General features: G+C 55.1%; 11 protein-coding genes and 1 pseudogene. 6 read left to right on the top strand and 6 right to left on the bottom strand.

Going from position 1 to position 12,033, the window contains the following annotated elements; all coding sequences use genetic code 11:
• The first annotated feature begins 108 nt into the window (after window positions 1-108).
• The gene (locus tag B8P98_RS10715; protein ID WP_080896669.1) at window positions 109-1,680 is read left to right on the top strand and encodes an EAL domain-containing protein; all 1,572 of its coding nucleotides are present in this window, start codon (window positions 109-111) and stop codon (window positions 1,678-1,680) included.
• A 33-nt stretch (window positions 1,681-1,713) separates the two neighbouring features.
• On the opposite strand, the gene yoaE is transcribed toward B8P98_RS10715, so the two are convergent.
• Entirely contained in the window at window positions 1,714-3,273 is a 1,560-nt protein-coding gene (gene yoaE, locus B8P98_RS10710) for a CNNM family cation transport protein YoaE (RefSeq protein WP_008804290.1), read from the bottom strand.
• Window positions 3,274-3,719: 446 nt separating this feature from the next.
• Between yoaE and manX the strand changes: the two genes are divergently transcribed.
• The 5 genes from manX (at window position 3,720) to mntP (ending at window position 7,919) form a co-directional block, all read left to right on the top strand.
• Entirely contained in the window at window positions 3,720-4,691 is a 972-nt protein-coding gene (gene manX / locus B8P98_RS10705; protein WP_008804289.1) for a PTS mannose transporter subunit IIAB, read from the top strand.
• Between the two features lie 56 nt (window positions 4,692-4,747).
• Window positions 4,748-5,548: a PTS mannose/fructose/sorbose transporter subunit IIC gene (locus B8P98_RS10700; RefSeq protein WP_004203359.1), complete on the top strand. Its 801-nt coding sequence runs from the start codon at window positions 4,748-4,750 to the stop codon at window positions 5,546-5,548.
• 12 nt (window positions 5,549-5,560) lie between these two features.
• Entirely contained in the window at window positions 5,561-6,412 is an 852-nt protein-coding gene (locus B8P98_RS10695) for a PTS mannose transporter subunit IID (RefSeq protein ID WP_004145526.1), read from the top strand.
• 62 nt (window positions 6,413-6,474) lie between these two features.
• Window positions 6,475-6,933, top strand: a complete 459-nt coding sequence (locus B8P98_RS10690) for a DUF986 family protein (RefSeq protein WP_025711066.1) — start codon at window positions 6,475-6,477, stop codon at window positions 6,931-6,933.
• Between the two features lie 419 nt (window positions 6,934-7,352).
• Window positions 7,353-7,919: a manganese efflux pump MntP gene (gene mntP / locus B8P98_RS10680; protein ID WP_025711067.1), complete on the top strand. Its 567-nt coding sequence runs from the start codon at window positions 7,353-7,355 to the stop codon at window positions 7,917-7,919.
• Window positions 7,920-7,922: 3 nt separating this feature from the next.
• Here the strand turns inward: mntP and rlmA are convergent, their stop codons facing one another.
• From rlmA to B8P98_RS10645, 5 genes and pseudogenes are all read right to left on the bottom strand, one after another.
• Window positions 7,923-8,717, bottom strand: a complete 795-nt coding sequence (gene rlmA / locus B8P98_RS10675) for a 23S rRNA (guanine(745)-N(1))-methyltransferase (RefSeq protein WP_025711069.1) — start codon at window positions 8,715-8,717, stop codon at window positions 7,923-7,925.
• A 61-nt stretch (window positions 8,718-8,778) separates the two neighbouring features.
• Window positions 8,779-10,527 carry a peptidoglycan glycosyltransferase FtsI gene (ftsI, locus tag B8P98_RS10670; RefSeq protein WP_025711070.1) on the bottom strand — a complete coding sequence of 583 codons (1,749 nt, stop codon included), beginning with the start codon at window positions 10,525-10,527 and terminating at the stop codon, window positions 8,779-8,781.
• Between the two features lie 187 nt (window positions 10,528-10,714).
• Complete coding sequence (gene cspE, locus B8P98_RS10665; protein ID WP_001062678.1) at window positions 10,715-10,924, bottom strand: transcription antiterminator/RNA stability regulator CspE; 210 nt, start codon at window positions 10,922-10,924, stop codon at window positions 10,715-10,717.
• 85 nt (window positions 10,925-11,009) lie between these two features.
• Window positions 11,010-11,081: pseudogene (locus B8P98_RS10660) on the bottom strand (DUF2627 domain-containing protein); the annotation flags it as partial.
• A 589-nt stretch (window positions 11,082-11,670) separates the two neighbouring features.
• Window positions 11,671-11,961 carry a YebO family protein gene (locus tag B8P98_RS10645; RefSeq protein WP_025711072.1) on the bottom strand — a complete coding sequence of 97 codons (291 nt, stop codon included), beginning with the start codon at window positions 11,959-11,961 and terminating at the stop codon, window positions 11,671-11,673.
• Window positions 11,962-12,033 lie beyond the last annotated feature (72 nt).

The raw sequence follows: 12,033 nt of genomic DNA, 5'->3' as shown, positions 1-12,033 counted from the left end.
CTCAGTGGCGCATTTTCTTTTTTCTATACCTAGCGATATTCTGCCACTACAATTGCTCTATTAAATAAGCCACGCTTAACCACTCGTCCTGTCGACAGGGTGTCGCACATGCAGACTGCACAAAAAGTCATTACGGCCTATCGTCGCAAACGCATTATTGTCTGCCTGTTGGTAGCGCTGATAACCCTCGGCGCTACCTTAGCCATTCGATTTATTTCACAGCGTAGCGTAAATGAAGATGCTATTCGTACCGCCGCCAGCCAGCGGGTTACGGCGCTGGATAATATTCTGCGCCCGCTAAGCGTGGAGCGGGAGACGCTGTTGTCGCTGGTCGATAAACCCTGCATGGATATTCATCTGACGCTGCGCAAAATGGCAGCCTCGCTACAAACTGTTCGTTCCATCGCCCTGGTGTCGTCGGGCACGATCTACTGTTCAAGTATCTTTGGCCAGCGGCAGGCGAATTTACACCAGCTGCAGCCCGCGCTGCCGGCGCATCATCCTCTGCTGCTCTTTTCAACGGACAATTCGCTGCTTAAAGGCACACCGGTGCTAATTCAGTGGTATCCAGCCTCGGAGAGCGGCCTGGATGGTGTGATGTTGATGTTCAATATCGAGCTGCTGGGAACCTTAATTCTTAATGAAAAATCGGCCCTGATCAGCGACGTCAGCCTGCAGGTTGGCGACCGTTATTTTAGCAGCAGCCATGGGCTTCTTGATAAAGCGCATGCTCCGCAGGGAACGGTGATTTATCGCCAGCGCTCGACGGAGTTTCCTTTTACCGTCAACATCAACGGCCCCGGCGCCACGGCCATCGCTCTTGAAGAGCTGCCCGGTGAGCTGCCGCTGGCGCTGATCTTCAGCCTGTTAATGACCGGTATCGCCTGGCTGGCCACCGCGGGCAGAATGAGTTTCTCGCGGGAAATAAGCCTTGGCATTTCGGCCAGGGAGTTTGCCCTCTGGTGCCAGCCGCTGCAGGATGCGCGCAGCGGACGCTGCTGCGGGGTTGAGATCCTGCTGCGCTGGAACAACCCCCGCCGCGGCGAGATTTCGCCCGAGGTATTTATTCCCATCGCCGAAGGGGACAATCTGATTATTCCCCTCACCCGCTATGTGATCGCCGAAACCGCCCGCCGCCTGGACGCCTTCCCCAGCGAGCCGCATTTTCATATCGCGATTAATGTCGCTGCCCGTCACTTTGCACACGGTTTGCTGCTGCATGACCTGCACAATTACTGGTTTAGCGTCAATCCGGTACAACAGCTGGTGGTTGAACTCACCGAACGTGATGTCCTGCAGGATGGCGACCAGCACATGGCCGAACATTTGCATTTAAAAGGGGTCCAGCTGGCGATAGATGATTTTGGCACCGGTAACAGCTCGCTCTCGTGGCTGGAAAAACTGCGGCCGGACGTGCTGAAGATCGACCGCTCGTTTACCAGTTCCGTCGGGATAGACAGCGTCAATGCCACGGTGACGGATATTATTATAGCCCTCGCCGACCGTCTGAATATCGTTACCGTGGCCGAAGGGGTGGAGACGCTGGAGCAGGAAAGCTATCTCCGGGGCCACGGCGTCGATGTGCTGCAGGGATTTTATTATGCCCGGCCGATGCCGATAGAGGCGTTTCCGGCGTGGCTGGCAGACAGAGAGGGGCAGAAAAGCGAGGGGGGAGAATAGCTCGCCGGCCACAGGGGCCGACGAGCAGGGCAATTACTCTTCTTCGTCGCTCAGCGGACGGGTGACCACCGCGCGGACCAGGTCGACCCGGTAATCATTCGCTTCCACCACGGTAAACTGCAGCGGCGGTAGCGACACGGTGTCGCCAATGCGCGGGATATGGCCATTGACGGCGATCACCAACCCGGCCACCGTGGCAATATCCTCATCTTCATTGACCAGCGCATCCAGTCCAAGCGCCTGCTGCAGCGCATGCAAGTCGGTCGAGCCTTTGATCAGCCAGCCATCGCCGTCAATGACGATCTCCGGCGTCTCATCGGCATCCGGGAATTCACCGGCGATGGCTTCCAGGACGTCCAGCGGCGTCACCAGCCCCTGTACCATGCCAAACTCGTTGGTCACGATGACAAAGCTGCCGCGCGCGCGGCGCAGAACGCCGAGCAGATTGATCGGGTCCAGCGTTTCCGGGACGACAATCGCCGGGGAGGCAGAGGCCAGCGCCGCAACGTTTTCTCCCGCCTCAAGGGCCACCAGCAACTCTTTCGCCCGCACGATACCGATGATTTCATCCAGCTCTCCGCGGCAGACCGGGAACAGACTGTGCGGCGACGACAGCAGCTGACGACGAATTTCGTCATCACTCTGTTCGGCGTCGACCCAGCTGATTTCACCGCGCGGGGTCATAATACCGCGCAGGGAGCGCTGGGCCAGCGTCAGCACGCCGTTAATCATGTAACGTTCTTCTTCGGCAAACGCCCCTTCCGGCACCGGTATGGCTGCCGGGCTGTCGGCGTCATGGCTGACGGAGGTCTGTTTCCGGCCGCCCATCAGGCGCAGGATCGCATCCGCGGTACGGGCACGCAGCGGCAGCGTCGACTGATGTCGGACAAAGTTGCGTCGCGCCACCTGGTTAAAGAACTCGATGATGATCGAGAAACCGATCGCCGCGTACAGATACCCTTTCGGAATATGGAAGCCAAACCCTTCCGCCACTAGGCTCAGGCCGATCATCAACAGGAAGCTCAGACAGAGCACCACCACCGTCGGGTGCTGGTTGACAAAGCGCGTCAATGGCTTCGACGCCAGCAGCATCATGATCATGGCGATCACCACCGCCGCCATCATCACCGGCAGATGGTTAACCATCCCGACCGCCGTGATCACCGCATCCAGAGAGAAGACGGCGTCCAGCACCACGATCTGCAGCACCACCACCCAGAAACTGGCATACCCTTTACCGTGACCGCTATCGTGCTGGCGGTTTTCCAGCCGCTCATGCAGTTCAGTCGTCGCCTTAAACAGCAAGAAGATCCCGCCGAGCAGCATGATAAGGTCGCGCCCGGAAAAGGAGAAATCAGCGATAGTAATCAGCGGCTTCGTCAGGGTCACCATCCAGGAGATCACCGACAGCAGCCCCAGGCGCATCACCAGCGCCAGCGAAAGGCCGATCAGTCGCGCTTTATCGCGCTGCTTCGGCGGCAGTTTGTCCGCCAGGATGGCAATAAACACCAGGTTGTCGATACCGAGCACAATCTCCAGAACGATAAGCGTCAACAGGCCAGCCCAGATTGAGGGATCCATTAACAATTCCATGTACGACTCCGGTTAGCGGCAAGCTGAGTCATCGCCATGTCATGCATGGGCGCGACAATAGGTGCTGAGAGAAAAGCGTGATGCGTGGAGGTGGCAACCAGGTGCCAGAAAGTGAAAAGACGTCGATGACGGTCCATACTGCGGGCTATGCCCTATACTCCTGAGTAATTAAACGGAAGTTAAACATAGCAAAATATAGATCGAAATTGGAAAAAATTTACCTGAATTTGCAATAACTAAGGCTATTTTTTGCGCTGCAAAATTATTACCAGGCGATGCCTGATTAACGGATCTTCATCACATTAATTATTTTTTCACTGTCTAAAATAATTCGCGGTAGTAACTATTTTCTATCTTACACCCTAACTGAATCGATTTTGTCCTCAAGAGTGATTCAGGATGTATCAAAGCAGATGATGCATTCACGATAATAAAGGAGGTAGCAAGTGACGATTGCTATTGTAATAGGCACACATGGTTGGGCTGCAGAACAGCTGCTGAAAACAGCAGAGATGCTGTTGGGCGAGCAGGAAAACGTTGGCTGGATCGATTTCGTTCCGGGTGAAAACGCCGAAACGCTGATCGAGAAATACAATGCCCAGTTGGCAAAACTGGATACCAGTAAAGGCGTGCTATTTCTCGTCGATACATGGGGAGGCAGCCCGTTCAACGCTGCGAGCCGCATTGTCGTCGATAAAGAGCATTACGAAGTCATCGCCGGGGTTAACATCCCGATGCTGGTGGAAACCTTCATGGCCCGCGATGATGACCCTTCGTTTGATGAACTGGTCGCCTTAGCGGTGGAGACCGGTAGCGAAGGCGTGAAAGCGCTGAAGGCCAAACCGGTGGAAAAAGCGGCTCCCGCGCCAGCCCCTGCCGCGGCGCCAAAAGCCGCCGCGCCGGCCAAACCGATGGGCCCGAACGACTACATGGTGATTGGCCTCGCGCGCATTGACGACCGCCTGATCCATGGTCAGGTCGCCACCCGCTGGACCAAAGAGACCAACGTCACCCGCATCATCGTCGTCAGCGACGAAGTGGCCGCGGATACGGTGCGCAAAACCCTGCTGACCCAGGTTGCACCACCGGGCGTCACCGCCCACGTGGTGGACGTCGCCAAAATGATCCGCGTTTACAACAACCCGATGTACGCCGGGCAGCGCGTCATGCTGCTGTTTACTAACCCGACCGACGTTGAGCGTATCGTCGAGGGCGGCGTGAAAATCACCAGCGTCAACATCGGTGGTATGGCGTTCCGCCAGGGCAAAACCCAGGTTAACAACGCGATTTCGGTCGATGCCAAAGATATTGAGGCGTTTAACAAGCTGAACGCACGCGGTATCGAGCTGGAGGCACGTAAAGTGTCCACCGACCCGAAACTGAAAATGATGGATCTGATCGCCAAGGTTGATAAATAACCCGGCCGATCGCGCCCCAGTTTTCACTTTAAGACTTAATCAACAGGAGAAGTACAATGGAGATTACCCTTCTTCAGATTGTGCTGGTGTTCATCGTCGCGTGTATTGCGGGTATGGAGTCGGTGCTTGATGAATTTCAGTTCCACCGTCCTCTGGTCGCTTGTACGCTGATTGGCGCCGTTCTCGGCGATATGAAAACCGGTATTATCATCGGCGGTACGCTGGAAATGATCGCTCTGGGTTGGATGAACATCGGTGCGGCGGTTGCCCCTGATGCCGCGCTGGCGTCCATTATTTCCACCGTTCTGGTTATTGCCGGCCATCAGAGCATCGGTGCCGGTATCGCGCTGGCTATCCCGCTGGCGGCGGCAGGCCAGGTGCTGACCATTATCGTTCGTACCATCACCGTAGCCTTCCAGCACGCGGCAGATAAAGCGGCGGAGAATGGCAACCTGACCGCCCTGTCGTGGTTGCACGTCTCGTCCTTGTTCCTGCAGGCGATGCGTATCGCTATCCCGGCCGTCATCGTCGCCATTTCCGTCGGTACCAGCGAAGTCCAGGGCCTGCTGAACGCGATCCCTGAAGTGGTCACCAGCGGTCTGAACATCGCCGGCGGTATGATCGTGGTTGTCGGTTATGCGATGGTTATCAACATGATGCGCGCAGGCTACCTGATGCCGTTCTTCTACCTCGGCTTCGTCACCGCCGCTTTCACCAACTTCAACCTGGTTGCGCTGGGTGTGATTGGTGCGGTTATGGCTATCCTCTACATCCAGCTGAGCCCGAAATATAACCGCGTCGCGGGTGCCCCGGCTCAGGCGGCTGGCAACAACGATCTCGATAACGAACTGGACTAACAGGTGAGCGAAATGGTTGATATGACTAAAAATACCACCGAGAAAAAACTCACTCAGAGTGATATTCGTGGCGTGTTCATTCGTTCTAACCTGTTCCAGGGTTCATGGAACTTCGAACGTATGCAGGCGCTGGGCTTCTGCTTCTCCATGGTTCCGGCTATTCGCCGTCTGTACCCTGAGAACAACGATGCGCGTAAGCAGGCGATTAAACGTCACCTTGAGTTCTTCAACACCCACCCTTACGTTGCCGCTCCGGTACTGGGCGTCACGCTGGCGATGGAAGAGCAGCGCGCCAATGGCGCAGAAATTGACGATGGCGCCATCAACGGTATCAAAGTCGGCTTGATGGGGCCGCTGGCCGGCGTCGGCGACCCGATCTTCTGGGGTACCGTACGTCCCGTGTTCGCCGCTTTAGGCGCCGGGATAGCAATGAGCGGTAGCCTGCTCGGTCCTCTGCTGTTCTTTATCCTGTTCAACGCCGTGCGCCTGCTGACCCGTTACTACGGCGTCGCCTACGGTTACCGCAAAGGCGTCGACATCGTTAAAGATATGGGCGGCGGCTTCCTGCAGAAACTGACTGAGGGGGCATCTATCCTCGGCCTGTTTGTCATGGGGGCACTGGTTAACAAGTGGACGCACGTAAACATTCCGATGGTGGTGTCAAAAATCACCGGCTCTGACGGACAGGTTCACGTCACCACCGTGCAGACTATCCTCGACCAGCTGATGCCGGGCCTGGTGCCGCTGCTGCTGACCTTCGCCTGTATGTGGCTGCTGCGTAAGAAAGTTAACCCGCTGTGGATCATCGTTGGCTTCTTCGTCATCGGTATCGCCGGTTACGCGGTCGGCCTGCTGGGTCTGTAATTTTCGAGCTGTACGCCGGGGGCTTGCCCCCGGCTTTTTTTTATCAGGAGAAACGCAAAGCAATGACATTCACGGACCTGGTAATCATCCTGTTTATCCTTGCGCTACTGGCCTACGCCGTGTACGACCAGTTTATCATGCCGCGGCGGAACGGCCCGGTACTGCTGGCGGTCCCCCTGCTTCGCCGCAGCCGCGTTGACGGCATCATCTTTGTCGGCCTCATTGCCATTCTGATCTATAACAACATCACCCAGCACGGCACGGTCATCACCACCTGGCTATTATCTGCCCTGGCGCTGATGGGTTTCTATTTATTCTGGATCCGCACGCCGAAAATCATTTTTAAGCCGCGTGGATTTTTCTTCGCCAACGTGTGGATAGAATATCAGCGGATTAAAGAGATGAATTTATCTGAAGATGGCGTGCTGGTGATGCAATTAGAGCAACGGCGGCTACTTATACGCGTACGAAATATCGACGATCTGGAGAAGATTTACAAACTTCTCGTTTCAACTCAGTAAGTTAAGAATATAGCCAGCGCTATATTTTTCCAGTTTTCATGTGGGAAATTATATAGCCCTGGCTATATTTTCCCATCCATCGTCATTCATTTTATTAACTATTAATTTACTTATAAATTTAAATGAAAATCGTTATCATTTGGTTGGTAAAATAGCCATCTTCTGTTATTGTTTTATATTCTAAAAATATGTTAAGGTTGCGCCCGTCGTTGGGGAGTAGCCAATTTCCTGTCTGTCGGGGAATGTGCGTGTCAACATACTCGTTGCAAAACGTGGCACGTACGGGTTGAAGTGATTCAATCAGGCGAGACCATAGATACATCACTGCTGTACGTATTGCTCAGCCATTGAGCGGCTCCGCGTATATTTACTGGGGGCAGCGATGTGTCATATGGATTATCCCCGGTCAGGACACGCACATGAATTTATCCGCTACCATTCTTCTCGCCTTCGGCATGTCCATGGACGCCTTCGCGGCTTCTATCGGCAAAGGCGCCACCCTGCATAAACCCAAATTCTCAGAAGCTGTGCGCACCGGGCTGATTTTTGGTGTCATTGAAACCCTGACGCCGCTGGTCGGCTGGGGGCTCGGCATGCTGGCCAGTCAGTTTGTCCTTGAATGGAACCACTGGATTGCCTTTATTTTGCTGGTGTTTCTCGGTGGGCGAATGATCGTCGAAGGTTTTCGTGGCGACAGCGACGAGGCGTGCGAGGCCCCCCGCCGACATGGCTTCTGGTTGCTAGTCACCACTGCCTTTGCCACCAGCCTCGACGCCATGGCTGTCGGCGTCGGTCTGGCCTTCCTGCAGGTCAGCATTGTGACCACCGCCCTGGCGATCGGCTGCGCGACGTTTCTTATGTCAACGCTGGGGATCATGGTCGGCCGTTTTATTGGCCCGCTGTTGGGTAAACGGGCCGAAATCCTCGGCGGTATCGTGTTGATTGGTATCGGTAGCGAAATCCTCTGGAGCCATTTCGCCGGTTAACCTTTACGCTTCGCGCTGCCAGCAATGGATCATAAAATCGGTCTGGCAGCCAAAGGTCGCCTGCTGACGCAGCGCGGCATGCACCTCAGGCCTGGCGCGCCAGGCAAAAGGCGTCATCTGCAGCAGCGCCTGCGCTTCGCTTCCCGTCAGGGTCATCGGATAGGCCAGCTGCTCCTGTGCCTCCAGATGGAACCCCGGCATCGCTTCCGTCTTCAGCTCATGCAGGCGAACTTCATCGTAAATCAACCCTTTCAGCTCCAGTAAGTGGCGGGGACCCGGCGTGGCGGTGATCACCCATCCGCCTGGCCGCACCACCCGCGCCAGCTCTTCAGCGTTACAGGGCGCGTAAATACGCACTACCGCATCGAAACTGGCATCGGAAAACGGCAGCCGCTGGCTGGAGGCTACGCAAAAATTAACCTGCGGGTAGCGTTTTGCCGCCGCGCGGATCGCCGGCTTCGACACATCCAGCCCCCAGCTGCGGCCAGCGATGGTGGCAAACGCATGGGTGTAATACCCCTCTCCGCAGCCGATATCCAGCAAGTCCGCCGGGGCGTAGCGCCGCAGCCGTTCGGCGATCGCGTCACGGAGGGGCTGGTAATGCCCGGCGTCAAGAAACGCCCGACGGGCCTGCATCATCCCGGCGCTGTCGCCAGGATCGCGCGACCGTTTGAACTGCACCGGGAGCAGATTAACGTACCCCTCTTTCGCCAGGTCGAACTGGTGCCGCTGCGGGCAGGAATAGTGACGGTCGCTAAGGCTGAGCGGCGCGTGGCAAAGGGGACAACTGTATGACATGACGGCTCCGGTGTCGCTGAAAGGGCGAAAGTGTAGCGCTATTCGCCCCTGCAGACCACTGTTACAGCGCCGGCGCCAGTGGGTGACTGTCATGCATCACGATCAGATTCTCCGCCCCCTGCGGCATGCCGTCCGGCATGACGTTCTCCAGGCGCAGGACATCGCCCATAATCTGGCTGAACACTGGGGCGGAAACGGCCCCGCCGTAGTAGGAACCATTGCTCGGATCGTTCATCACCACCACCAGCGCGAACTGTGGGCGACTGGCGGGCGCCACACCGGCGGTATAGGCCACATATTTATCGATATATTTGCCGTCCGGGCCGATTTTCTTCGCCGTCCCGGTTTTAACCGCTACCCGATAGTCACGCACCGCCGCTTTGGTCCCTCCCCCGCCCGGAAGCGCCACGCTTTCCATCATGTGTTCTACGCTGTGAACAATGTTTTCCGGCATCACGCGCGTGCCAATCACCGGCGGGTCGATACGCGTAATCGACAATGGTCGTTCAATACCGAAGCCGCCGATAGTTGCATAAACATGCGCCAGCTGGAGCGGCGTGACCATCAAACCATAGCCGAAGGCGAAGGTGGCACGATCCAGTTGTCCCCAGTAGCGGCGCTGTGGCATCAGCCCGGCGCTTTCACCCGTTAACCCCAGCCCGGTCGACTCACCGAAGCCGAAAGCCTTGTAGGTATCGATCAGATGTTGTACCGGCATGGCGAGCGAGAGATGCGACACACCGGTATCGCTGGACTTCTGCAGGATCCCGGTCAGGGTCAGCTCCGGATAATAGCCGACGTCGCGGATGCGGTGGCCGTCGAGGACAAAGGGATGCGTGTCCACCACACTGTCCGGCTGGACGATGCCTTGCTGTAGCGCGGTCATGATCACCAGCGGTTTGACGGTCGAGCCGGGTTCAAAGGTATCGCTGATAGCGCGGTTACGGAAATCATCCAGCGTTGCCGTATCGCGATTGTTCGGATTGAAGTCCGGATAGTTGGCCATCGCCAGAATCTCGCCGGTGTCGATTTTGATCAACACCGCCGCCCCGGACTCCGCTTTATTCCAGCGAACAGCGTTATCCAGCGCATCTTCGGTAACCGTCTGCAGTCGCTCATCGATACTCAACTGCAGATTATGCGCCGGGACCGGCGGCACTTCGGTAATGTTCTCAATGACATTGCCATGTTTATCTTTACGCACCAGACGTCGCCCGGGTTTACCGGTCAGCTGGGCGTTAAAGCTTTTCTCCACCCCTTCAATCCCCTGATTATCGACGTTAGTAAAACCCAGCAGATTGGCAGCCACATGGCCAGCTGGATAGAAACGTCGCGATTCATCGCGGAGATAGACGCCCGGCAGATGCAGTTTATCAATCCACTCGGCCTGCTCGGGATTGATCTGGCGCGCCAGATAGAGAAAACGGGCGTGCGGATGACTCTGTACCCGCTGGGCCAACTCCCCGAGATTCAGATGCAGCGCCTCGGCCAGCGCCTGCCAGCGAGGCCCATAGCCCACACCGCCCTTTTCCATGGTGGTCTGCGGGTCAATCCAGATAGCGCTGACCGGAACGCTCACCGCCAGCGGCCGCCCCTCGCGATCGCTGATCATGCCCCGCTCAACCGCAATCGGCTCTTCGCGCAGCGATCGCATATCTTCTTGTTTCACAAGGTTATCGGGTGAGATTATCTGTAGCCAGCCCACGCGAGCCAACAGCAGCCCCAGACAACCGAGAATAGCCACACACAGTAACCCGAAGCGAATCGGGGTAAAGTTGGCCGCGGACTTCGTTTTTTTGTTTAGCACCATAGCTCCGGCATTGTTTTGCAACCAACTGATTTAACAGAAAATTAGCAAAACAGACTGCTACACAATGCTAATAAAGTTGAGTATTTGCAACAAGGCGCGACGAGAGGGGTAAAAATGACATGCTTTGCAATAAAAACGCAAAAGCCCCGCACAAGCGAGGCTTTTATACAAGAAGAGTGGTCTTGTATCAGATAGCAGTTACGTTAACTGCAGCCGGACCTTTCTGGCCGTCCTGAATTTCGAACTCAACGTTCTGGCCTTCAGCCAGAGTTTTGAAGCCGTTACCCTGGATAGCGGAGAAGTGTACGAACACATCTTTGCTGCCATCAGCCGGAGTAATGAAACCAAAACCTTTAGACTCGTTGAACCACTTAACTTGACCTTTAATCTTTGCCATTTGCAAAATTCCTTAGACTGTTTTCTTCGCCTGCTGGCGTTTACATAGATAAAACTGACACATAACTGCATGAGGCACTAATTTAAGGTTCGGCAGAGAAGCGGTATTCAACGACAACGTGTTTACTCAGGACTTCTTTACTGAAAATGCCACACATAAACAGAACTGTACCTCGTTTAACCCGAAACGTGTTATCACACACTACGTAAATAATGGCAAGCCATTTTTAAACGTGTCTCGATCGTTCGCACAAATTATAAGGTAATCATTTGATCGCCTGCACATTTATGCGTCTTTGCCGCCCCTGGCAAGGCGCTACAGCCTTCGCTAATATCGCCTGGACACTGCCTCATTACTGCAACTTTTTTACCATAGCTCAACAACTTCGCTTCGTCCAGGTATGTCCGTATACGAACTGCCATACTGCCACCATCGCAAGCGCAATGGTGAATATCGATGCGCATAATTCGTTATAACCGCAGACGAAAAATCGCTAAAGCCGCGTTAGTGTAGTGATAATAAAATCTGTTAGTTGCTGTACTAAAAATAGTGCTAATTCTGCACCTTAATAATGAAAAAATGATGACAGTGTCACGAACCCGACAATAAACGTGACGGAGTTGACTTTATTTACAGCATGTAAAAAGGAAATAATGCGCGGGGAAAGGAATAATGGAATAAGAATAAGATATTACTGCCAGCTATCATGCAGGTGCGCATCTTATGATGCACACCTGTCGAGCCTCTTAGCGCTCTGCGACCAGGCGGATAAAGTCATCGTCCGCTTTTGCCTTACCGGCGACGGTCGGCTCAGCCACGTCCTCTTTTTCCGGCGCATTAGCTTCGCAAAGGCGACGCAACAGCGCATTCTGCCGCTTTTGCTGATCCAGCAGCGCCTGCAGCAGCTCTATCTGCTCATTCGCCCGCGAACTGGCGCGGTTGACGAAGAACCATAACAACAGACCGACAAGGAGCAGCGCTACGGATACGGCCAGCGATGCCAGATTTAAAATTCCAGGATTTAGTAACTCACTCATTTCACCACCTCAAAGAGAAGGCGTTCATTCTACCACCCACGCCGCAGAAGGAAATCAGTCGTCAGAAAAATG

It is taken from the genome of Klebsiella quasivariicola (assembly GCF_002269255.1).
GTDB lineage: Bacteria > Pseudomonadota > Gammaproteobacteria > Enterobacterales > Enterobacteriaceae > Klebsiella > Klebsiella quasivariicola.
This window is presented reverse-complemented; position numbering and strand designations above follow the sequence as displayed.